The sequence below is a fragment of the Janthinobacterium glycogeni genome (genome assembly GCF_051380725.1).
GTDB lineage: Bacteria > Pseudomonadota > Gammaproteobacteria > Burkholderiales > Burkholderiaceae_D > Janthinobacterium.
Genome location: NZ_JBNYXP010000004.1, coordinates 298,114 through 319,311 on the forward strand (window position 1 = coordinate 298,114; position 21,198 = coordinate 319,311).

21 protein-coding genes are annotated in these 21,198 nt (G+C 62.0%); 15 read left to right on the forward strand and 6 right to left on the reverse strand.

Features of this window, described 5'->3' with window-relative positions; translation table 11 throughout:
• Positions 1-2: 2 nt before the first annotated feature.
• From ACQ4W4_RS12195 to kynU, 4 genes are all read right to left on the reverse strand, one after another.
• Entirely contained in the window at positions 3-2,069 is a 2,067-nt protein-coding gene (locus ACQ4W4_RS12195) for a toxin-antitoxin system YwqK family antitoxin (protein ID WP_436542233.1), read from the reverse strand.
• A 108-nt stretch (positions 2,070-2,177) separates the two neighbouring features.
• Positions 2,178-2,723, reverse strand: coding sequence for an RBBP9/YdeN family alpha/beta hydrolase (locus tag ACQ4W4_RS12200; RefSeq protein WP_436542234.1), 546 nt, complete (start codon positions 2,721-2,723; stop codon positions 2,178-2,180).
• Positions 2,724-2,740: 17 nt separating this feature from the next.
• Positions 2,741-3,628, reverse strand: a complete 888-nt coding sequence (gene kynA / locus ACQ4W4_RS12205; protein WP_436542235.1) for a tryptophan 2,3-dioxygenase — start codon at positions 3,626-3,628, stop codon at positions 2,741-2,743.
• A gap of 8 nt (positions 3,629-3,636) precedes the next feature.
• Positions 3,637-4,887: a kynureninase gene (kynU, locus tag ACQ4W4_RS12210; RefSeq protein ID WP_436542354.1), complete on the reverse strand. Its 1,251-nt coding sequence runs from the start codon at positions 4,885-4,887 to the stop codon at positions 3,637-3,639.
• Positions 4,888-5,493: 606 nt separating this feature from the next.
• Here kynU and flhD point away from each other — a divergent pair.
• From flhD to ACQ4W4_RS12285, 15 genes are all read left to right on the forward strand, one after another.
• Entirely contained in the window at positions 5,494-5,811 is a 318-nt protein-coding gene (flhD, locus tag ACQ4W4_RS12215) for a flagellar transcriptional regulator FlhD (RefSeq protein ID WP_010396649.1), read from the forward strand.
• Between the two features lie 150 nt (positions 5,812-5,961).
• Complete coding sequence (gene flhC / locus ACQ4W4_RS12220) at positions 5,962-6,522, forward strand: flagellar transcriptional regulator FlhC (RefSeq protein ID WP_436542236.1); 561 nt, start codon at positions 5,962-5,964, stop codon at positions 6,520-6,522.
• A 105-nt stretch (positions 6,523-6,627) separates the two neighbouring features.
• Positions 6,628-7,389, forward strand: a complete 762-nt coding sequence (locus ACQ4W4_RS12225; RefSeq protein ID WP_436542237.1) for a class I SAM-dependent methyltransferase — start codon at positions 6,628-6,630, stop codon at positions 7,387-7,389.
• Positions 7,390-7,608: 219 nt separating this feature from the next.
• Positions 7,609-8,469 (forward strand): flagellar motor stator protein MotA, encoded by an 861-nt coding sequence (motA, locus tag ACQ4W4_RS12230; protein WP_034758373.1) that lies wholly within the window; start codon positions 7,609-7,611, stop codon positions 8,467-8,469.
• Positions 8,470-8,527: 58 nt separating this feature from the next.
• Entirely contained in the window at positions 8,528-9,505 is a 978-nt protein-coding gene (gene motB, locus ACQ4W4_RS12235) for a flagellar motor protein MotB (RefSeq protein ID WP_436542238.1), read from the forward strand.
• A gap of 46 nt (positions 9,506-9,551) precedes the next feature.
• Positions 9,552-10,100 (forward strand): hypothetical protein, encoded by a 549-nt coding sequence (locus tag ACQ4W4_RS12240; RefSeq protein WP_034758366.1) that lies wholly within the window; start codon positions 9,552-9,554, stop codon positions 10,098-10,100.
• A gap of 83 nt (positions 10,101-10,183) precedes the next feature.
• Positions 10,184-10,549, forward strand: a complete 366-nt coding sequence (locus ACQ4W4_RS12245) for a response regulator (RefSeq protein ID WP_034758362.1) — start codon at positions 10,184-10,186, stop codon at positions 10,547-10,549.
• Positions 10,550-10,592: 43 nt separating this feature from the next.
• Positions 10,593-12,794 carry a chemotaxis protein CheA gene (gene cheA / locus ACQ4W4_RS12250; protein ID WP_436542239.1) on the forward strand — a complete coding sequence of 734 codons (2,202 nt, stop codon included), beginning with the start codon at positions 10,593-10,595 and terminating at the stop codon, positions 12,792-12,794.
• Between the two features lie 30 nt (positions 12,795-12,824).
• Positions 12,825-13,331, forward strand: coding sequence for a chemotaxis protein CheW (locus tag ACQ4W4_RS12255; protein ID WP_034758356.1), 507 nt, complete (start codon positions 12,825-12,827; stop codon positions 13,329-13,331).
• Positions 13,332-13,511: 180 nt separating this feature from the next.
• A complete protein-coding gene (locus ACQ4W4_RS12260) occupies positions 13,512-15,233 on the forward strand; it encodes a methyl-accepting chemotaxis protein (RefSeq protein WP_436542240.1) in 1,722 nt (573 codons plus the stop codon).
• Between the two features lie 71 nt (positions 15,234-15,304).
• The gene (locus ACQ4W4_RS12265; protein WP_070219720.1) at positions 15,305-16,177 is read left to right on the forward strand and encodes a CheR family methyltransferase; all 873 of its coding nucleotides are present in this window, start codon (positions 15,305-15,307) and stop codon (positions 16,175-16,177) included.
• A 9-nt stretch (positions 16,178-16,186) separates the two neighbouring features.
• Positions 16,187-16,795 (forward strand): chemoreceptor glutamine deamidase CheD, encoded by a 609-nt coding sequence (gene cheD, locus ACQ4W4_RS12270; protein ID WP_034758343.1) that lies wholly within the window; start codon positions 16,187-16,189, stop codon positions 16,793-16,795.
• 109 nt (positions 16,796-16,904) lie between these two features.
• Positions 16,905-17,975, forward strand: coding sequence for a protein-glutamate methylesterase/protein-glutamine glutaminase (locus ACQ4W4_RS12275; protein WP_035826603.1), 1,071 nt, complete (start codon positions 16,905-16,907; stop codon positions 17,973-17,975).
• Positions 17,976-18,122: 147 nt separating this feature from the next.
• Positions 18,123-18,521, forward strand: coding sequence for a chemotaxis response regulator CheY (gene cheY, locus ACQ4W4_RS12280; RefSeq protein WP_026132837.1), 399 nt, complete (start codon positions 18,123-18,125; stop codon positions 18,519-18,521).
• A 236-nt stretch (positions 18,522-18,757) separates the two neighbouring features.
• The gene (locus ACQ4W4_RS12285) at positions 18,758-19,210 is read left to right on the forward strand and encodes a hypothetical protein (RefSeq protein ID WP_436542241.1); all 453 of its coding nucleotides are present in this window, start codon (positions 18,758-18,760) and stop codon (positions 19,208-19,210) included.
• 162 nt (positions 19,211-19,372) lie between these two features.
• On the opposite strand, the gene panC is transcribed toward ACQ4W4_RS12285, so the two are convergent.
• Positions 19,373-20,212, reverse strand: a complete 840-nt coding sequence (gene panC / locus ACQ4W4_RS12290; RefSeq protein ID WP_436542242.1) for a pantoate--beta-alanine ligase — start codon at positions 20,210-20,212, stop codon at positions 19,373-19,375.
• Between the two features lie 54 nt (positions 20,213-20,266).
• On the reverse strand, positions 20,267-21,193 hold the full coding sequence (locus ACQ4W4_RS12295) for a segregation and condensation protein A (protein ID WP_436542243.1): 927 nt from the start codon (positions 21,191-21,193) through the stop codon (positions 20,267-20,269).
• Positions 21,194-21,198 lie beyond the last annotated feature (5 nt).

A 21,198-nucleotide genomic window follows, 5' to 3' on the forward strand; every position in this document is an offset into this window, starting at 1 on the left:
GCTCACAGTCCTATCGGATAGTCTACTTGCCTGGGGGGCGGGCAGCCTTCCGGCCCCGGGAAGGTCTGCTTGCCCGTGTCGTCGTAGCGCTTGCCACATTCCACGAGCACGCGTTTGCGGAAGGTGTAGATGCTGGCCACCTTGCCGTTCGGGTGATAGCAGATATTGTCGCCGTCGCGGTCGGCCGACGCATAGCTGATCATGGTCTGGCCGTTGACCGTGCGCGTGTTGTGGCCGCTGCGCGGCTCCGTGCATTTGAGCTGTCCGCTTTCGTAATAGGCGTTGAAGACGGAGGTGTCGGCCGCGCGGTCGACCAGCAGTTCATTCTTGCGCTTGCCGTTCGGGTAGTTCTCGTATCCCTCCTGGCGCTGTCCGTACTGGAAGGCGTAGTAGTACTGCGGCTTGCCGTCCGGGTAGTACATGTGGTGGTACTCGCACACGTCGTCGCGCGTGCTGCCGTACTCCTTGAAGGTGCAGCGGTGGATGTCGTTGAGCAGCTGGCCGTCTTCGTAGTATTCGCGCAGGTGCGTGAGCAGCCTGCCCTGGTCGATGACGGCCAGGCGTTCCGGCTTGCCGTTCGGGTAGTAGCGCGCGTCCAGGCCCTGCTTCTTGCCGTTGTCCCACAGCGTATCGAGGCGCAGGATCTTGCCGCTGTCGTCGAACGCCTGTTCGCGCCCGTCCAGCTGGCCGTTGCGATAGGTGGCCGTGTAGACCACGTACTCCTTGCCGGCCGGGCCCAGATAGCGCGTGCGGCTGCCTTCGAGCACGCCGGCCTGGTAATGGTCGCGCATGCGCAGCGCGCCTTGCGCATCCGTGTCGAGGGCTTCGCCCTGTTTCTTGCCTTTGACGAAAGTGACGCTTTGCGTGACACCGTCCTTGAGCTTGAGCTTCCACGGGCCGTCGCGCAAGCCGTCGACAAAGCTGCCGTCGCCGTCTTCCGTGACCCATGCTCCGTGGCGCGTGCCGTTCACGTAGTTGCCGCGCGTGCGCAGCTTGCCGCCCATGCGGCGTTCGTGCGGGCCGTTCAGCTGGCCGCCCGCGTAGGTGTCGAAGCCCGTCACTTCGTCTTCGTCGGCATAGTTGACGACGGTCCAGCGGCCTTCGCGCTTGCCGGCCCGGTACATGCCGCTCTCGCTCTGTTTGGGATAGTTGAAGTACCACATGCCTTCCTGCAGGCCGTTGACGTATTGACCTTTCTCGCTGCCTTCGTGCATGTCATCGCGCACCCACAGTCCCTGGCGCTTGCCCTTTACGTACTGGCCCCGCTCCACCACCGAGCCGTCGTCCCAGGCCAGGCTGTAGATGACGGACGGGCCGTCTTCGCTGCCCGTGAACTGCTGCGGCGCCGTCTCCCACGTCACTTGCCACAGGCGGTAATTGGGCAGGATGCCGGCGCCCGCGTCGCTGTACAGCGTGTAGCTGGCGGTGAGAAAACGGTCGCCTTTTTTCTGGAAGGTTTTCTTGTAGGTGATGGCCTCCTTGCCAGCACCGGCCACGGGCTTGCCGTCATCGCTGTAGTAGCCGACGACGGTGCCCTGCGTGTGGTCGATGGCGTCGAAGTCCGCATTGCCGCTCTTGCCGCGCGCGACGCTGTAGTCCATCGGCGCCAGTTTCGCCAGCGCCGCCTTGACCTGGCCCGCATTGGGAGCGGCGCTTTGCGCCACGATGCGGTTCAGGGCCGGCTGCAAGCCGTCGAGGCGGCGGTATTTGCCGGAGCTGCGATGGTAGCGGTAGGCGCGCAGACCGTTCCTGTCGCCCTGGCGGAACAGCACCAGCATGGTTTGCACGCTGGTGTCCGATTCCTTGTCCAGCGACGCGTAGAAGACGGAGCGGATGACGGCGTTGCCGAACTGGTCGAGCTGGAAGGTTTTCGAACTGCTGCTCGTGCACTCGCAGTAATAACCGTTGACGCCCTCTTTTTCCTTGATGAAGGCGATATCCAGCCCGCTGTCCTGCGAGGCGGTGATGGCGGGATGGGCGAGGGTCTTGCCTTCGTAGAAGGGCGCGCCGTGGGCGAGGGCGGAGCACAGCAGCAAGGACAGGAGAACTGGCAGGAGCGGACGTTTCATCGTGAGGCTGGCGCCGGGACGCCGCAATGGAAAGGCCACGATTCTGCCTGCGTTCTTACTTGCGGGCAAATGCGCGCGCGTCTATCGTGTGCGCGTGCGCGCCCAGGTTCAGGGCTGGTGCGCGGCGCAGAAGTCCAGCAGCAGCTGTTCGCCATCCGGCCAGGGGCCGTAGCCGGCGTCGCCGTTGATATGGCCGGCGTCGCCGATCATGGTGAAGTCGCTGCCCCAGGCGGCGGCAAAGGCGCGTGCGCGCGCGAAGCTGACGTAGGGATCGTCGCCGCTGGCCACCACCAGGCTGGGAAACGGCAAGGCTTGCAGCGGCATGGGAGAGAAACCCGTGGTGCCGGACGGGTAGGAGGGCGCTTCCACGTCGCTGGGGGCGACGAGGAAGGCGCCGGCGATCCTGTGCGGCGAGCCGCTGGCCGCCCAATGGGCCACCAGCGTGCAGGCCAGGCTGTGCGCGGCCAGCACGGGCGGGCGCTCGCAGGCGGCGATGGCGCGGTCGAGCTCCGCCACCCATTCGTCCTTGTCCGGCGTCTGCCATTCCCGGTGCGGCACGCGCGACCATTGCGGGTGGCGCGCTTCCCAATGGGTTTGCCAGTGCTGCGGCCCGGAATTCCACAGGCCGGCCAGGGTCAGGACGAGAGGCGACATCAAATCTCCTTGTAAAATCAAAGCTCCGTGCGCAGGGCGAATAGTTCCGGGAACAATACCACGTCGAGCATCTTGCGCAAATAGCTCACGCCCGCCGTGCCGCCCGTGCCCGTCTTGAAGCCGATGATGCGCTCGACCGTCGTCACGTGGCGGAAGCGCCAGAAGCGGAAGGCCGTTTCCAGGTCGACCAGCTTTTCGGCCAGCTCGTACAGGGCCCAGTGTTTCGACGGGTCGCGGTACACTTCCAGCCACGCCGCCTTGACCGAGGCGTCGGAGGCGGTCGGCAGGGTCCAGTCGGCGTCCAGGCGCTCGGGGGCGATATGCAAGCCGCTGCGCGCCAGCAGCTTGATGGCTTCGTCGTAGACGGACGGCGTGCGCAGGGCGGCGTCGAGCACCTTGTAGGTATCGGGCGCTGTCGTGTGCACGTTCAGCAGGGCGGCGTTCTTGTTCCCCAAAATGAATTCGATTTCGCGGTACTGGAAGGACTGGAAGCCGGACGAGGCGCCCAGGTAGGGGCGGATGGCCGTGTATTCGGGCGGCGTCATGGTGGCCAGCACGTCCCAGGCATGGACCAGCTGGTCCATGATGCGCGCCACGCGGGCCAGCATTTTAAACGCGGGCGCCAGGTCGCCGCTTTGCAGGTTGGCGCGCACGGCGTGCATTTCGTGCAGCATCAGCTTCATCCACAGTTCGCTCGTCTGGTGCTGCACGATGAACAGCATCTCGTTGTGGTTCGGCGACAGCGGATGCTGGGCCGTGAGGATGCGGTCCAGCGCCAGGTAGTTCCCGTAGCTCATCGATTCGCTGAAATCCATCTGCGCGCCATGCCACTGCGCATCCTGGCCGCCGGCATGCATGGGGCAGCCGCTCGTGTTTTCCTTGTTCATAGTCTTGTCGTCGCTCATGGGATGGTTCAGGTGACGGCGTCGCGCTTGGCGGCGATGTCGTAGGCTTGCGTGTCGAGGATGTCGCGCAGGATTTCCACCGCATCCCACACGTCGGCAAAGCTCGTGTACAGGGGCGTGAAGCCGAAGCGCATGATGGCCGGTTCGCGGTAGTCGCCGATGACGCCGCGCGCGATCAGCGCCTGCATCACGGCATAGCCGTGCGGGTGCGTGAAGCTGACCTGGCTGCCGCGCCGCGCATGCTCGCGCGGCGTGACGAGGCCCAGCGGATGGCTGGCGCAGCGCTGTTCCACCAGCGCGATGAACAGGTCCGTCAGGGCCAGCGACTTGCGGCGGATGGCTTCCATGCTCGTTTGCGCGAAGATATCGAGGCCGCATTCGACCAGGGCCAGCGAGACGATGGGCTGCGTGCCGCACAGGGCGCGGGCGATGCCGTCGGCCGGCGCGAAGCCCGGGTCCATGGCGAACGGCGTGGCGTGGCCCCACCAGCCGGACAAAGGCTGGCGGAAGCGGGCCTGGTGTTTTGCCGGCACCCAGATGAAGGCGGGCGAGCCGGGGCCGCCGTTCAGGTATTTATAGGTGCAGCCGACGGCCAGGTCGGCGCCGGCGCCGTTCAGGTCCAGCGGCACGGCGCCGGCCGAATGGGCCAGATCCCACAGCGCCAGCGCGCCCTGCGCGTGGCAGTGGCTGCTGATGGCGGCCATGTCGTGCTGGTAGCCGGTGCGGTAGTTCACGTGCGTGAGCATGGCGACGGCGCAATCGGCATCGATGGCGTGCGCCAGGTCGTCCGGGCTGTCGACCAGGCGCAGCTGGTAGCCGCGGTCGAGCCAGGCGGCCAGGCCTTGCGCCATGTACAGGTCGGTGGGGAAGTTGCTGCGTTCGCTGACGATGATGCGTCGCGCGGCATGGACCGGGTCGCTGGCCTGCATCTGCAGGGCGGCGGCCAGGGCCTTGAACAGGTTGACGGAGGTGGTGTCGGTGATCACCACTTCGCCCGTGCCGGCGCCCAGCAGCGGGGCCAGGCGGTCGCCCAGGCGCTTGGGCAGGTCGAACCAGCCCGCCGTATTCCAGCTGCGGATCAGGTCGGTACCCCATTCGGCCGTGATGACGTGCTGGGCGCGCGCCAGCGCCGCTTTCGGCCGCGCGCCCAGGGAATTGCCATCGAGGTAAATTACGCCTTGCGGCAAGTCGAATTGCTGGCGCAAGGGCGCCAGGGGATCGTCGAGGTCGCGCGCGCTGCAGTCATATCGAGAAATCATGGTGGCTTTCATGTTGATACTTGTCTCAATGGCGCAATATTGCTTGAGGCTTAAAGTATTGTGCGGAAGCAGGCAGTGTAGCAAATCCACGCCGGAAAGCGGAATTTCCACCCTGGCTGCAGCGCGAAAAGTGCCTGCCTGAGGGGCGTCAACGAAAAAAATCACGATTTTTAAAAATATTTTCAAATCACCCTAAAGTTTCGCCGGACGCCGCCGTCAACGATTACATGAACGGTGTCAAACCGGCCGAAAGAGAATACGGGTCTTTGAAATATTTTTCGAAAAAGCCCTAAAGTTCCTGCCAAGGCAGCCGTTATCTCAGTAGACAGGCTTGATTCCGATCAAGTTGTTGTAAAAAAGTGATATTTTTTACAGGCCAAAAGTCGGGTAAACCCGTCGCAGAGCCAACCTCCCACATCCGCGCCGTTGCTGGCGCGCGACCATGATCGAGCAGTGTTTGTCAGACAAACACCTACGATCCCATCCGCTATTGCCCGACCAAAAATACAGCGCTACGCCTCTGTTGCATTTAATGTTGCTCCTGCAGAATGTATCTCACTGGCAACACACAACGCCAGCTGAATTCAACGGATTGAGGAGATGGAAATGACTGCTAACGACATGATGGCTGAGATTCGCGACGCTAACCTGAGCTACCTGATGCTGGCCCAGCAAATGATTCGTGCGGACAAGGTAACGGCCATCTTCCGTTTGGGCATCGCCGCCGACATCGCCGAACTGATCGAAGGCATGAGCAATGCGCAGATCCTGAAACTCGCCGGAGGCAACATGATGCTGGCCCGCTTCCGCTTCGACGACAGCGCCATCCTGGGCATGCTGACGAACTACAATAAAGACCGCTCGCTGGCCCAGTCGCACGCTGCCATCCTCATGGCCGGCCAGGGCGTCGAAGAAATCGCTTAAGGTTCCCCTCAAAACGTCCATGGCGGCGTTGCATTGCCTTGCCGTACATTCGTACTGTCTTCGGCAACGCGCCTTGCCCTGAACATTTTTCTGGCAACCTTATCAGTCAGTATCAGTTAGTTAGCATCAGTCAGTCGCGGAGTACACAGCATGGCCAAGAAAAGTGTCGTATCGGAAGCGCAGGAAATCCAGCTGGCCATCGAATTGATACAGCTGGGCGCACGCCTGCAACTGCTGGAGACGGAAGTCTCGCTGTCGCGCGAGCGCCTGCTGAATCTGTACAAGGAATTGAAGGGCGTTTCGCCGCCCAAGGGCATGCTGCCGTTTTCCACCGACTGGTTCCTCACCTGGCAACCGAATATCCATTCCTCGCTGTTCATCAACATCCACAAATTCCTCGTCGACCATGCCGGCGCCACGGGCATCGAAGCCGTGATGAAGGCGTATAAGCTGTATCTGGAACAGATGCCGCCCGAAGCGGGCGAAGAGCCCCTGCTGTCGCTGACGCGGGCCTGGACCCTCGTGCGCTTTTTCAGCAGCAAGATGCTGGACATGGCGCCCTGCGGCAAATGCGGCGGCAAGTTTGTCGTCAACTGCCTCGACCTGAACGCCGATTATGTGTGCGGCCTGTGCCACATGCCTTCGCGCGCCGGCAAGACCAAGAAGGCGCGCGATGAAGCGGCCGCTGTTGCGCCGGGCGCGGTTGCCTGAGCCATACATAAGACAGAAAATAAGCCGGAGCCGGTCGCCTGACCGCACTCCGGCTTTTTCATGTCTCCATCGCTTACACTGGCGTTTTCCTTCTTTGACTAGCCCATGCTGCAACAAATCCTGCGCGCGCCCGCGCTCAAGGCCATCCTGATCCAGGCACTGGCCTTTCCCTTGATGTTGCTATTGGTATATGGCTTGGCGCGCGCCGGCGCGACCATGTCGCTGCCGGCCGTGGCGCTGTTGCAGGGCGTGCTGGCGGCGCTTATTACTTGGCGCGCGGGACTGGCGCGCTGGTGGTGCGCCATCGGCCTGCTGTTTGCGCCCGCCTTGCTCGGCGCCAGCCTGCTCGACTGGCCTCCGGCCGTGTTCCTGGCAGCCTTTGTTTTCCTGTTGAGCCTGTACTGGTCCACGTTCCGCACGCAAGTGCCGTTTTATCCGTCCGGGCCGAAGGTGTGGCAGGCGGTGGCCGGGCTGATCGCGGACCGTCCCGGCGTGCGCCTGGTCGATATCGGCAGCGGCCTGGGCGGTCTGGTGCTGGACCTGGCGCGGCGCCGGCCCGACGGGCAGTTTTCCGGTATCGAACTGGCGCCGCTTCCCTGGCTGGCAAGCCGCTTGCGCGCGCGGCTGGCGGGCAGTCGCGCGCGCTTCCTGCGCGGCGACTACGAAGCGCTCGACTTCGGCCGCTACGATGCCGTGTTTGCCTACCTGTCGCCGGCGGCGATGGCGGCCCTGTGGATCAAGGCGGAAAAGGAAATGTTGCCCGGTAGCATGCTTCTTAGTTACGAATTCCAGATTGCGGCACGCGAGCCCGATAAGACCATCGCCGCCACAGAGGGTGGTCCTTTGCTTTACATATGGTGCTTTTAAGCAATTGTCTGCGTTATTTGCTTGCCCGTGGGGCAATCTCACGTTATTGTAGTTCCACACGGCATTTTCTCGGATTTGCATTGAAAAGCAGCACATTTCAATTAACTTCCGGTTGCTTTTTTTGCCGCTGTCTTTGCCGGCGGCGCAGCCGCCAGAAGACAGGAACAGGTTTGAACATGCCGGGCATACAGCCGCGGCCATTATTGGGAGTCAGGGCACTTGTTAGTCATAATCGGATACATCATCGTCTGCGCTTCGGTCTTTGGCGGCTTCGCAATGGCCGGCGGCCATCTGGCGGCGCTGTTCCAGCCGCTGGAGTTGCTGATGATCGGCGGCGCCGCCCTGGGCGCCTTCCTTGTTGGTAACAATAACAAGGCCATCAAGGCGACGATCGCCGCCTTGCCCAGCCTGTTCAAGGGGTCGCGCTATACCAAAGAGCTGTACATGGAACTGATGTCGCTGTTGTTTGAAGTGCTCAGCAAGGTACGCAAGGAAGGTTTGATGTCGATCGAAGGCGATATCGACAAGCCGGAAGAAAGCCCGCTGTTTTCCAAGTATCCGGCGGTGCTGGCCGACCACCACATCGTCGAATTCATGACCGATTACCTGCGTCTGATGGTATCGGGCAATATGGATGCGTTCCAGATCGAAAACCTGATGGACAACGAAATCGAGACGCACCATCACGAGGGCGCCGTGCCGGCCCACGTGATCGCCAAGGTGGGCGATGGCTTGCCCGCGTTCGGTATCGTCGCCGCCGTGATGGGCGTGGTGCACACGATGGAGTCGGTGGGCATACCGCCGGCCGAGCTGGGCATGCTGATCGCGCACGCGCTGGTCGGCACCTTCCTCGGCATCTTGCTGGCCTATGGTTTCGTCGGTCCGCTGGCCAGCCTGCTGGAGCAGAAGCTGGAAGAGTCGAGCAAGATGTTCCAGTGCGTGAAAGTGACGCTGCTGGCCAGCCTGAACGGCTATGCGCCGGCGCTGGCCGTGGAGTTCGGCCGCAAGGTGCTGTTCTCGACCGAGCGCCCGACGTTCAATGAGCTGGAAGACCACATCAAGAAATCGAAAACGAAGTAAGCAGTGAATATACGCCTGGACACCATGAGTCATTTGCAGCACACGGAAGGGGGACGCCATGGCCGATGAAGGCATGCGCCCGATTATCGTCAAACGTATCAAGAAGACGGCTGGCGGGCACCATGGCGGGGCGTGGAAAATCGCCTACGCCGACTTTGTCACGGCCATGATGGCCTTCTTCCTGCTGATGTGGCTGCTCGGTTCCACCTCGAAGGGCGACTTGAACGGCATTTCCGAATTCTTCAAGACGCCGTTGAAAGTGGCCATGGCGGGCGGCTCCGGCAGCGGCGAAAGCAATTCCGTGATCCAGGGCGGCGGCCAGGACCTGTCGCGCCAGGATGGGCAGGTGCGCAAGGCGCAGGAAGAGCAGCAGCGCAAATCGTTCGACCTGAACTCCGCCAAGGCGGCGCTCGAACGCGAGGAAGGCAAGCGCCTGCAGGCGCTCAAGGCGCGCATCGAAGCGACCATCGACGCCAATCCCCTGCTGAAAAAATACAAGAACCAGTTGCTGCTCGATATCACCAGCGAAGGCTTGCGCATCCAGATCGTCGATGAGCAGAACCGTCCGATGTTTGCGCTCGCCAATGCGAACCTGCAACCGTACACCAAGGAAATCCTGCACGCCATCGGCTCCGTGCTCAATGAAGTACCGAACCGCATCGGCCTGTCCGGCCATACGGATTCGACGCCCTATATGAGCGATGCCGGCTACAGCAATTGGGAATTGTCGGCCGACCGCGCGAATGCGTCGCGGCGCGAACTGGTGATCGGCGGCATGAAGGAAGAAAAAGTCTTGCGCGTGGTGGGACTGGGCTCGGCCGCCCACCTGGACAAGCTCGATCCCTTCAATCCGATCAACCGGCGCATCAGCATTATCGTCATGAACAAGCGCACGGAAGAAAATGTCCTGCGCGATGGTTCGGCGATCGAGCTGCCGGTGAGCGATGCCGCTGCCGCCGCTGTCGCTTCCGGGTTGGCTGCCGGTGCGCCGCCTGCGGCGGCGCCAGTGCCCGCCCCGGCAGCGGCGAAAAAATAACACGCAAGGCGGTCGACGCGTGGTGTATTGAAACAATGAGACCTTTATGACAAGAAAGAAAATACTTGGCTCGCATGTAAAGCGCCTGCTGTCCGGCGTGTCGGACCATGGCCGCAAGCACTTGACGGAGGTGGAAACCGACCTGGTGCAGACCGGCATCTTGCTGGAAGAGGCGATCGAGAAGCTGTCCTTCAATTTCATGGCGATACACGCTGCCGTCGCTGCGCAGCAAGACACTATCGCGCTGCTGCTCGACGGCGGTATTCCGGCCGAGCAGCAGCGCGAAAAACTGCTGGCGTTGCAGGATGAGGTGGGGGGCTATGTGAATGCCGCCATCACCAGCCTGCAGTTCCAGGACATGACCAGCCAGCTGATCGAGCGCACCTTGAAGCGCGTGACGGGCTTGCGCGAGTTCCTCGGGACCCTGGGCGAGCATGGCGCGGAGATGTTGCCGGAGAGCGACAATGAAGAAATTGTCGCCTTGCTGGGGCGGGTCAGCATGGCGCTGGCGATTCAAAGCCTGGAGTTGCGCAGCGTGCTGCGCAAGGCTGTCAGTCAACAGCATTTGGAAAGCGGCGACATTGAGCTGTTCTAGCATGCCAGTGCGGAGCGCTTGTGGTCGCATGGATTGATTAATCAAATACTCGGGCAGGATGCCCGGAATAAGTGGGAGCAAAGATGGCCAAAACGATACTTGCAGTGGACGATTCCAGCTCATTGCGCCAGATGGTGGCGTTCAGCCTGAAAGCCGCCGGTTACCAGGTGGTGGAGGCCGTGGACGGCCAGGACGGACTGGAAAAAGCCAAGCTGCAAACCGTGGACTTGGTACTGACCGACCAGAACATGCCGCGCATGGATGGCCTGGAGCTGATCAAGCTGCTGCGCGAACTGCCGACCTACCAGAAGGTGCCCATCCTGATGCTGACGACGGAGTCGTCGGACGAGATGAAATCGAAAGGCCGTGCCGCCGGCGCCAATGGCTGGCTGGTCAAGCCGTTCGATCCGCAACGCCTGATCGAAGTGGTCAAGAAGGTGATCGGCTGATGCCAGCCGCGCAGCGCAATGATGCAATTGACGGAGTCACCCTATGACCATCGATATTAGCCAGTTTTTTCAGGTCTTTTTCGATGAGGCCGAAGAACTGCTGGCTGAAAAAGAACGGCTGCTGCTGGCCGTTGATATTGCGGCGCCCGACGCCGAAGATCTGAATGCCATTTTCCGCACCGCCCACTCGATCAAGGGCGGCGCATCGACGTTCGGCCTCTCCGACATGAGCGAGGTGACGCACATCCTCGAGTCGCTGCTCGACCGCATCCGCCAGGGCCAGATGGCCCTGACGGCGGAACACGTCGACGCCTTTTTGGCCGCCAAGGATATCCTCAAGATGCAGCTCGACGGCCATCGCCTGGGCAGCGCCGTCGACCAGGATGCCGTGGCCAATGTGCGCATGATGCTGCAGTCGTTCTCGCAGGACGTGCCCGTGGCCGCGCTCACGCCTGTCGCGCCGGCCTTCCACACGGCGGAAAAGGCCGCCGTCAGCCATGCCGGCGGCCATCGCATTCGCCTGGAACTGCCGGCCATGGAGCCGCGCGAAGTCGATGCGCTGGCGGCCGAACTGGGCTTGCTGGGCGACGTCGCCGTATCGAGCCTGCCCGACGCGCGCAAGGTGCTGGAAGTGACGACGCATGAAAGCCTGGACGATATCCTGGCCATCTGCTCGTTCGTGCTCAATCCCGACGACATGGTGATCACGCAGGCGCCGCCACTGGCGCCAGGCGAGGCCGAAGCGGCCCGCACGGCGCAGGAAAAGGCGCAAGGCTACGGTTTCTTCGAGCCGTTGCCAGGCACGCCTGGCGCGCAGGGCGCCACGGACCCCGGTTATGGCTTCTTCCAGCCGATCGAGGATATCCGCGCCGCCGCCGGCGTGCAGAGCGATGCCGAACAGGGCTACGGTTTCTTCCAGCCCCTCGAACAGATTCGCGCAGACGCGGCCAAGGCGGGCAACGCCAGCGCTGCCGCCGCGCCGGCTGTGGCGAGCGCCGTGGCCGAAGCGGAGCAGGAAAAGAAACCGGCGAAGAAAGAGGGCGACAAGGCCGGCGCCGAATCGTCGTCGATCCGCGTCTCGATCGAGAAAGTCGACCAGCTGATCAACCTGGTGGGCGAACTGGTGATCACGCAGGCGATGATCGAGCAGCGCGCCAGCGTGCTCGATCCGATGCTGCATGAAAAACTGCTCGACAGCGTCAGTCACCTGACGCGCAATACGCGCGACTTGCAGGAAGCGGTGATGTCGATCCGCATGATGCCGATGGATTTCGTTTTCTCGCGCTTCCCGCGCATGGTGCGCGACCTGGCCACGAAACTGGGCAAGAAGGTCGACTTCATCACGAATGGCGCCGCCACGGAACTGGACAAGGGCCTGATCGAGCGCATCGTCGATCCGCTCACGCACCTGGTGCGCAACAGTATCGACCATGGCGTGGAAATGCCGGCCGCCCGCGTGGCCGCCGGCAAGACCGAGGCGGGACGTTTGTTCCTTTCGGCCAGCCACCAGGGCGGCAATATCATCATCGAAGTATCCGATGACGGCGCGGGATTGAACCGCGAGCGCATCCTGGCCAAGGCTGCGCAGCAGGGCCTGGACGTGTCCGAGTCGATGAGCGACGCCGACGTGTGGCAGCTGATCTTCGCGCCCGGCTTTTCCACCGCCGAAGCGGTCACCGACGTGTCGGGCCGCGGCGTGGGCATGGATGTCGTCAAGCGCAATATCAGCGCCATGGGCGGCGTCGTCGACATCCGTTCGGCCAAGGGTTTCGGCACGACGATTTCCATTTCGCTGCCGCTGACCCTGGCCATCCTGGACGGCATGTCGATCCGCGTTGGCGACGAGGTGTATATTTTACCGCTGGGCTTTGTCATCGAATCGCTGCAGCCAGCCGTTGAGGATGTCAAGGACATCAGCGGCAAGGGGCAAGTGGTGAAAGTGCGCGGCGAATACCTGCCCTTGATTCCGCTGTATCAGATGTTCGACATCGCGCCGCGCTTTACCAGTCCCTCGGAAGGCATCTGCGTGATCCTCGAGACGGAAGGGCGCAAGGCGGCCCTGTTTGTCGACGACCTGGTGGGGCAGCAGCAGGTCGTGGTGAAAAACCTCGAATCGAATTACCGCAAGGTGGTGGGTATTTCCGGCGCCACCATCCTGGGCGATGGCGGCGTGTCGCTGATTCTTGATGTCGCCGCCCTGATCCGTTCCTCTCGCCAGCTGGCCGACGAGTCCATTTTTTCGTAACACCGATAGATAAAGATAGGAAAACGCACCATGTCAGATACTCAACAAACATCCGGAAGCAATGCGGGCGACGGCAAGGACATCGCCGGCCGTGAATTCCTGGCCTTCACCCTGGGCTCCGAAGAGTACGGCATCGATATCCTGAAGGTCCAGGAGATCCGTGGTTACGAAGCGGTCACCCGCATCGCCAACGCGCCTGAATTCATCAAGGGCGTGATCAACCTGCGCGGCATCATCATCCCGGTGGTCGACATGCGCATCAAGTTCAACCTGGGCACGCCCGTGTACGACCAGTTCACGGTGGTGATCATCCTGAACATCGGCGGCCGTATCGTCGGCATGGTGGTCGACAGCGTTTCCGACGTCACCACCCTGACGCCGGAGCAGGTCAAGCCGGCGCCGGAAATGGGCACGGCCTTCTCGACCGACTACATGATCGGCCTGGGCACCATCGACGAGCGCATGCTGATCCTGGTCGACATCGACAAGCTGATGTCGAGCAGCGAGATGGGCCTGATCGACAAGCTGGCGGCCTAAGCGGCAGCAAGGCGGCGCCCGGCGCGCCGCCGTTTTAGAACGCAAAGAATCACTACAGATATGCATGTACCGGCGCGGGCAGAGGCGCGCCGGCAGGCTGCAAGGTCCGACAGAGACCCGGCCACAACACGGCGCCGTCCGGTTGAACGGGCGCCGTTCACATAAATATTGGAGACTGTAATGAGTTTGCGCGATTTCAAGATAGGCACCCGGCTGGGGATAGGTTTTGGCAGCATCCTCGCCATCCTGGTGGTGGTGATCGTTTCGGCGAATGCACTGAATTACCGTAACAAGGCCCAGCTGCTCACGGGGTTGGAGCTGGCAAGCGAAAAGAATACGCAGGCGTCGCTGATGAAAAGCGCGATGCTGGAAACCGGTATTGCCATGCGCAATATCGGCCTGCAGGGCGATGTGAGTCTGATGCAGGCGGAAGAGGGCAAGGTGCGCGAGCAGCGCAAGCTGTACGACGGCGCGCGCGGCAAGCTGGCCACCTTGGGCTTGTCCGATGGCGAGAAGGCGCTGCTGGCCAATATCGCCAAGGTCGACGGCGAAGTCGATGCCGCCTTCAAGGAAGCGATGGGACAGGTGCTGGCGTTTAACAGCGAGGGCGCGGCGAAGGTGATCGCCACCCGCATCGATCCCTTGAACAAGACGACCCTGGCCGATATCAACAAGCTGCTCGACTTGCAGCACGTGGCGCAGCAAAGCTTCATGGACGACTCGCTGACGGCCGATGCGCGCCTGATGATGGTACTGTTCATCCTGGGCGGCGCGGCCGTGGCGATCGGCGCCTGGTGCGCCATCTTCATCACGCGCTCGATCACGGTGCCATTGTCCGGCGCCCTGGCCGTGGCGCAGAAGGTGGCGGCCGGCGAGCTGACGTCGCGCGTGGTGGTCGAAGGCAAGGATGAAACGAGCGCCCTGCAGCAGGCGCTCAAGGACATGAACGAGAGCCTGGTGCAGACGGTCAGCGACGTGCGCACCGGGACGGACACCATCACCGTGGCGTCGCGCGAGATCGCCAGCGGCAATGCGGACCTGTCGGCGCGCACGGAAACGCAGGCCAGTTCGCTTGAAGAGACGGCGTCGTCGATGGAAGAGCTGACGTCGACCGTGAAGCAGAACGCGGACAACGCGCGCCAGGCCAACCAGCTGGCCGTGTCGGCGTCGTCGGTGGCGGAGCAGGGAGGCAAGGTGGTGTCGCAAGTGGTCGATACCATGGGTTCCATCAAGGACAGTTCGCGCAAGATCGTCGACATCATCGGCGTTATCGACGGCATTGCGTTCCAGACGAATATTCTGGCATTGAATGCGGCCGTCGAAGCGGCGCGCGCAGGCGAGCAGGGACGCGGTTTCGCGGTGGTGGCGTCGGAAGTGCGCAATCTGGCGCAACGATCTGCCGGCGCGGCGAAGGAAATCAAGGGCCTGATCGGCGACTCGGTCGACAAGGTCGATGCCGGCAGCCGCCTGGTGGACGAGGCCGGGCAGACCATGGGTCTGATCGTCACGTCGATCCGGCAGGTGGCCGACATCATGGGCGAGATCACGGCGGCGACGCAGGAACAGAGCCACGGCATCGAAGAAGTCAACCAGGCCATCGCGCAGATGGACCAGATGACGCAGCAGAATGCGGCGCTGGTCGAGGAAGCGGCGGCGGCCGCCGAAAGCATGCAGGAGCAGGCGCAGAAACTGGCCGACGCCGTCAGCATCTTCAAGCTGGACGGCGAGAGCGCGGCGCAGGCAGCCATGCCCGCGTCCGCGCCAGTAGTCAAGGCGGCGGCACGGCCGGCACCGGGTGTGGCGGCAAATACACGGCGGTTGGCAACGACGGCGCAAGCCGGCACGCCACCGCCCGCGAAAAAGCTGGCGGCGGCTGGCGGCGACGATTGGGAAGAGTTCTGACGCCAACCCGGTCCCGCTAGTTATACTTGCAAAGGCATTGGTCAGAGTAGTCATAGAGAGGTAAAAACAAAATGCCGCAAACTAAAACGGATTCGGTCAAGGAATTTGATTTCACCGGCAAGGACTTCGAGCGGGTCCGCGCCATGATTTACAAGCGGGCCGGCATCGCGCTGGCCGACAGCAAGCAGGAGATGGTCTACAGCCGCCTGGCCAGGCGCCTGCGCGCGACCGGCATCTCCTCGTTCGTCCGCTACCTGGACGACCTGGAAGCGGGCCGCATGGGCGACGAGTGGGAAGCGTTCACGAATGCGCTGACGACCAACCTGACGTCGTTCTTCCGCGAGGCGCATCACTTCCCGCTGCTGGCCGAGCATGTGAAAAAACTGAGTGGGCCGATCACCATCTGGTGTTCTGCCAGTTCCACCGGCGAAGAACCTTACTCGATCGCCATGACGGTGTGCGAGGCGTTCAATACGCTTACGCCGCCCGTCACCATCATCGCCACGGACATCGACACGAATGTGCTGGCCACGGCCGCCAATGGCGTCTACAACCTGGACCGGCTCGACAAGATGCCGGCCGACCGTGCGCGGCGCTTCTTCTTGCGCGGCAAGGGCGACCGCGAAGGGCAGGTGCGGGTGCGTCCTGAACTGCGCCAGATGATCACCTTCAAGCCGCTCAACCTGCTGGCCGACGGCTGGCCATTGACTGGCCAGTTCGACGTCATCTTTTGCCGTAACGTGATGATTTATTTTGACAAGGCGACGCAGCGCAAGATCCTGTCGCGCTTTGTGCCGCTGATGAAACCCGATGCCCTGCTGTTTGCGGGCCATTCGGAGAATTTTCTGTACGTGTCGGATTCACTGAAGCTGCGCGGTAAAACAGTATATGAGCTCGACCAGCCTCGGGGCGCCGCGCCCAAGGCACCGTCGCATCGTACATGAGAGTGAAATATGAGCCTGGAATCCAAAGAGCAATTCGCCACTAACGTCTATTACGACAGGACGTTCAACTGTGACGCCGCCAAGATCTTGCCTGGTGAGTATTACTTTACCAACAAGGACATGCTGATCGTCACCGTGCTCGGCTCCTGCGTCTCGGCCTGCATCCGCGACCGTGTCACGGGTCTGGGCGGCATGAACCACTTCATGCTGCCCGATGGCGGCAGCGATCCGAACAGCCCGATTTCCGCGTCGATGCGCTATGGCACCTACGCCATGGAAATCCTGATCAATGATTTGCTGAAGGCGGGCGCACGGCGCGAGAACATGGAAGCGAAAGTGTTCGGCGGCGGCGCCGTGCTGCGCGGCTTCACGGCGATTAACGTCGGTGAGCGCAATGCGGCCTTCGTCATCAATTACCTGAAGGCGGAAAAGATGCGCGTGGTGGCGGAAGACCTCAACGACATCCACCCGCGCAAGGTGTATTTTTTCCCCCGCAGCGGCAAGGTGCTGGTGAAAAAGCTGATGCAGACGCATAACGATACGCTGGTACGCCGCGAACTCGATTACGCCAGCCGCTTGAAGGTCGCGCCGGTGGGCGGCGAGGTCGAACTGTTCTGATAAATATCAGGCGAAACCTGCCGCGCGTCGCGTTGTGCGGCTTGCGCAGGTTTTGTCCGGTGTACTAATTTAATAAAGAAGAAGGGCCGCAAGGCCTGGAAGGATAACTATGAAGATCAAAGTATTGATCGTGGATGATTCGGCCCTGATCCGAAGCGTGATGACGGAAATCGTAAACAGCCAGCCCGACATGGAAGTGGTGGGCGCGGCGCCCGATCCGCTGGTGGCGCGCGAGATGATCAAGCAGACCAACCCCGACGTGCTGACCCTCGATGTCGAGATGCCGAAGATGGACGGCCTGGACTTCCTGGAAAAGCTGATGCGCTTGCGCCCGATGCCGGTGCTGATGGTGTCGTCGCTGACCGAGCGCGGTTCGGAAATCACCATGCGCGCGCTGGAGCTGGGCGCCGTCGATTTCGTCACCAAGCCGAAGATTTCCATCCAGAGCGGCATGCGCGAGTACACGGACATGATCGCCGACAAGATCCGCGCCGCCTCGAAGGCGCGTATCCGCGCGCGCACCCTGCCGTCGGCCGGCGACAAGGTGGCCGCGCCGCTGCCTGCGCTGCGCAGCCCATTGACGTCGAGCGAAAAGCTGATCATCGTGGGCGCCTCGACGGGCGGCACGGAAGCGATCCGCGAATTTCTCATGCAGATGCCGTCCGATTGTCCCGGCATCCTGATCACGCAGCACATGCCGGAAGGCTTTACGCGCTCGTTCGCGCGCCGCCTCGATTCGCTGTGCAAAATCTCGGTGCAGGAAGCGGCGGGCGGCGAGCGGGTGCTGCCCGGCCACGCCTACATCGCGCCCGGCCATTCGCACCTGACCCTGACGCGCAGCGGCGCCAACTACATGACCAAGATCGACCAGGGTGAACCGGTCAACCGCCACCGTCCCTCGGTCGATGTGCTGTTCCGTTCGGCCGCGCAATCGGCCGGTAAAAATGCCGTCGGCGTGATCCTCACCGGCATGGGCAAGGACGGCGCACAAGGCATGTTGGAGATGAAGGCCGCAGGAGCGTATAATTTTGCGCAGGACGAAGCCAGTTGCGTGGTGTTCGGCATGCCGCGCGAGGCGATCGCTGTCGGCGCTACGCATGAGGTCGGCGCCCTGACGGCGCTGCCTGGCATGGTGCTGGGACATCTGGCGGCGCATGGTATGCGTGCTTTGCGCGTGTAAGCCACGTTTTATATGATCTGAGGCAAGTTTGTTCGCCTAAAAGCAACGAAAATGCTATCCTACAACTTGCTGCCGTAGTGTCGACCATAATGTCGGCATTCATGTCGATATTATTAACAAACCGCTACAGAAACAACGGAGTTATTCATGGCTGATCCAAAGATGAAATTTTTAGTCGTTGACGATTTTTCGACGATGCGCCGCATTGTCCGGAATCTGTTGAAGGAACTGGGTTATGCCAACGTCGATGAGGCGGAAGACGGCGTGATGGGCCTGGCCAAGCTGCGCGCGGAATCGTTCGATTTCGTCGTGTCGGACTGGAACATGCCAAACATGGATGGCCTGACGATGCTGCAGCATATCCGCGCCGATCCCGCACTGGCCAAGCTGCCCGTGCTGATGGTCACCGCCGAAGCGAAGAAGGAAAACATCATCGCCGCCGCGCAAGCTGGCGCCAGCGGTTATGTCGTCAAGCCGTTCACGGCAGCGACCCTCGATGAAAAGCTGAACAAGATTTTCGAGAAGCTGGAAAAAGCCGGCGCCTGATCACGGCTTGATACCGATCAAGAAAAACGCTGCCCGTGCAAACCGGCGGCGTTTTTTTCGTCGGCTTGCGCCGTGCTTACACCACGCTCATGCCACGTATCCTTCGCCCTGACCAGATGAAATTGCGTAAAGGAATGAAATATTTCCCATAGTTAACTTTACACGTCAAATGATTTGGCCCATGATCGCTGCAGTATTCCCCCTTTGTCCCCGACCCCGACAAGAAGGAGCGCACGATGCGCCGAGCACCCGTATTATTTTTCGCCCTGAGCACGGCCCTGTTGGCGGCCTGTGGCGTGAGCCTGGAACAAACCGCCGTTGCGCCTGTCGCGTCCGCCGAGCTGCAGGAGCCGGCCGCACAGCCGGCAGCCGAAGCCGATGGCCGGCATGCCTATCTGCACCGCGTGGGCGGCCAGGATTATGTCAGTCTGAGCCAGCACGGCTCCGAGGGCGGCTTGCCGATCCTCACGGGCACGCAGCGCCATGCGCACGCCATCCGCCTGCTGGCGGCCGATCCGGCCCAGGTGCGGGCCATCCTGCGCAGCCTGAGGCTGCCTGCGAACCAGCGCAAGCTGTGGGCGGGCGAGGAAATCGTGCTCGACGCCGCCAGCTATGACATGCTGCAAGCGGCACGCGGCAGCAACAAGCCGCTGTTTGCCGAGCTCAAGCTGGTAGGGATGGAGAAGTAGGAATGAAAGCGGGGCCGAATGGCCCCGTTGTGATTGCATTGACAGACATCTGACAAAACCGTAGCGAGCGGCAGTGATTTGTGGCTAAGACGCGCAACTGTGCTGAAGCACGGTGAGCATCGCAGACCGCACAGCGCGACGCGCGGCAGCTTGTGTCAGATGTCAGATTTCCAGGTTGTCGATCAGGCGGGTCTGTCCCAGCTTGGCGGCGGCCAGCACCACCAGCGGCTCGCCGGCGGCCAGTTCGGCGGCGTTCGGCGCCTGCAGGTTGGCGCGCTTGCGTACGGCGATGTAGTCCGATTTCCAGCCGCGGCCGTTCAGCAGCTGCATGGCCGCCTGTTCCAGTTCAGCGACGGCCAGGTTGCCCTTGCGCACTTCCTCGGCGACGAAATTGAGGCCCTTGAACAGCTCTGGCGCTTCCGCGCGTTCGCTTTCCGACAGATACATATTGCGCGAGGACAGGGCCAAGCCATCGTCGGCGCGGTAGGTCTCGGCGGCGATGATTTCCGTCGGCAGCGCGAACTGGCGCGCCATGTTGCGGATGATCATCAGTTGCTGGTAATCCTTCTTGCCGAACACGGCCACGCGCGGACCCACGCACGAGAACAGCTTGGTGACGACCGTGCACACGCCTTCGAAGAAGCCGGGGCGGAATTCGCCTTCCAGGGTATTGCCCAGGTCATCGGGCGGGCGCACGCGGTATTCCTGCGGCTCCGGGTACAGTTCCTTTTCCGTCGGCGCGAACAGCACGTACACGCCTTCCTTTTCCAGCTTGGCGATGTCGGCCGCCATGGTGCGCGGATACTTCTCGAAATCTTCGTTCGGGCCGAATTGCAGGCGGTTCACGAAGATCGACGCGACGACAGGATCGCCATGCTTGCGCGCCAGGCGCATCAGCGACAGATGGCCTTCATGCAGGTTGCCCATGGTGGGGACGAACGCCGTGCGCAGCTGTCCGCTGAGCTGGTCGCGCAATTCTTCAATGTCGGAAATAATTTTCATGGATTGCTTTCGCTAAAACCCCGTTGTACGGTGGTCAGTGACAAAGGGAAGGGATCAGGCGGGCGAATAGGCCAGCCGGACATAGATGGGGGCAAACGGTTCTGCCTGTGTGATTTCGATCAGGGTTTCCTTGGCCAGTTCCAGCAGGGCCACGAAGTTGACCACGACCACGGGCACGCCGCCGGCAATGTCGAACAGTTCGCTGAATTCGACAAAGCGCGACGATTGCAAATGGCGCAAAATGCTCGACATGTGCTCGCGCACGGACAGCTCCTGGCGGCTGATGCGGTGATGCTGGGTCAGCTTTGCGCGTTTCAGCACGTCGAGCCACGCCTGCTGCAGGTCCACCGGTTCCACGTCGGGCCAGGTGGGCGTCAGGCTTTGCTCGATGAAAATCTGCGTGCGCACGAAGTCGCGCTCGAACTGCGGAATGGCGTTCAGGTCATAGGCGGCCAGCTTGATCTGCTCGTATTCGAGCAGGCGGCGCACCAGTTCGGCACGTGGGTCGCCGCCATCTTCCTCGACGTCGCTCTTGCGCGAAGGCAAGAGCATGCGCGACTTGATCTCGATCAGCATGGCGGCCATCAACAGGTACTCGGCGGCCAGTTCCAGGTTGCGCACGCGGATCTGGTCGACATATTTCAGATATTGCAGGGTGACCTGCGCCATCGGGATATCGAGAATGTTGAAGTTTTGCTTGCGGATCAGGTAGAGCAGCAAGTCGAGCGGGCCTTCGAAGGCTTCGAGGAAGATTTCCAGCGCGTCCGGCGGAATGTACAGATCCGTCGGCATGCGCAGCATGGGCTCGCCATACAGGCGGGCGATGCCCAGCGGGTCGGCGGCGGGCGCCGCGTCCGTGGTTGCGGATGCTGCAGGGTCGCCGCTGCCGTCGCCACCGGCGACAGGTTCGGGCGACTCGATGACTGCGCCGGCACCGGAAGCGTCGGCTTCCGGCGTGACTGCAGACTCTTCAGGCAACATCGTGC

Excerpts from the sequence above, each read along its gene's own strand:
- ACQ4W4_RS12195 (WP_436542233.1), bottom strand. The coding sequence starts at position 2,069 with ATGAAACGTCCGCTCCTGCCAGTTCTCCTGTCCTTGCTGCTGTGCTCC.
- ACQ4W4_RS12200 (WP_436542234.1), bottom strand. The coding sequence starts at position 2,723 with ATGTCGCCTCTCGTCCTGACCCTGGCCGGCCTGTGGAATTCCGGGCCG.
- kynA (WP_436542235.1), bottom strand. The coding sequence starts at position 3,628 with ATGAGCGACGACAAGACTATGAACAAGGAAAACACGAGCGGCTGCCCC.
- kynU (WP_436542354.1), bottom strand. The coding sequence starts at position 4,887 with ATGATTTCTCGATATGACTGCAGCGCGCGCGACCTCGACGATCCCCTG.
- flhD (WP_010396649.1), top strand. The coding sequence starts at position 5,494 with ATGACTGCTAACGACATGATGGCTGAGATTCGCGACGCTAACCTGAGC.
- flhC (WP_436542236.1), top strand. The coding sequence starts at position 5,962 with ATGGCCAAGAAAAGTGTCGTATCGGAAGCGCAGGAAATCCAGCTGGCC.
- ACQ4W4_RS12225 (WP_436542237.1), top strand. The coding sequence starts at position 6,628 with ATGCTGCAACAAATCCTGCGCGCGCCCGCGCTCAAGGCCATCCTGATC.
- motB (WP_436542238.1), top strand. The coding sequence starts at position 8,528 with ATGGCCGATGAAGGCATGCGCCCGATTATCGTCAAACGTATCAAGAAG.
- ACQ4W4_RS12240 (WP_034758366.1), top strand. The coding sequence starts at position 9,552 with ATGACAAGAAAGAAAATACTTGGCTCGCATGTAAAGCGCCTGCTGTCC.
- ACQ4W4_RS12245 (WP_034758362.1), top strand. The coding sequence starts at position 10,184 with ATGGCCAAAACGATACTTGCAGTGGACGATTCCAGCTCATTGCGCCAG.
- cheA (WP_436542239.1), top strand. The coding sequence starts at position 10,593 with ATGACCATCGATATTAGCCAGTTTTTTCAGGTCTTTTTCGATGAGGCC.
- ACQ4W4_RS12255 (WP_034758356.1), top strand. The coding sequence starts at position 12,825 with ATGTCAGATACTCAACAAACATCCGGAAGCAATGCGGGCGACGGCAAG.
- ACQ4W4_RS12260 (WP_436542240.1), top strand. The coding sequence starts at position 13,512 with ATGAGTTTGCGCGATTTCAAGATAGGCACCCGGCTGGGGATAGGTTTT.
- ACQ4W4_RS12265 (WP_070219720.1), top strand. The coding sequence starts at position 15,305 with ATGCCGCAAACTAAAACGGATTCGGTCAAGGAATTTGATTTCACCGGC.
- cheD (WP_034758343.1), top strand. The coding sequence starts at position 16,187 with ATGAGCCTGGAATCCAAAGAGCAATTCGCCACTAACGTCTATTACGAC.
- ACQ4W4_RS12275 (WP_035826603.1), top strand. The coding sequence starts at position 16,905 with ATGAAGATCAAAGTATTGATCGTGGATGATTCGGCCCTGATCCGAAGC.
- cheY (WP_026132837.1), top strand. The coding sequence starts at position 18,123 with ATGGCTGATCCAAAGATGAAATTTTTAGTCGTTGACGATTTTTCGACG.
- ACQ4W4_RS12285 (WP_436542241.1), top strand. The coding sequence starts at position 18,758 with ATGCGCCGAGCACCCGTATTATTTTTCGCCCTGAGCACGGCCCTGTTG.
- panC (WP_436542242.1), bottom strand. The coding sequence starts at position 20,212 with ATGAAAATTATTTCCGACATTGAAGAATTGCGCGACCAGCTCAGCGGA.
- ACQ4W4_RS12295 (WP_436542243.1), bottom strand. The coding sequence starts at position 21,193 with ATGTTGCCTGAAGAGTCTGCAGTCACGCCGGAAGCCGACGCTTCCGGT.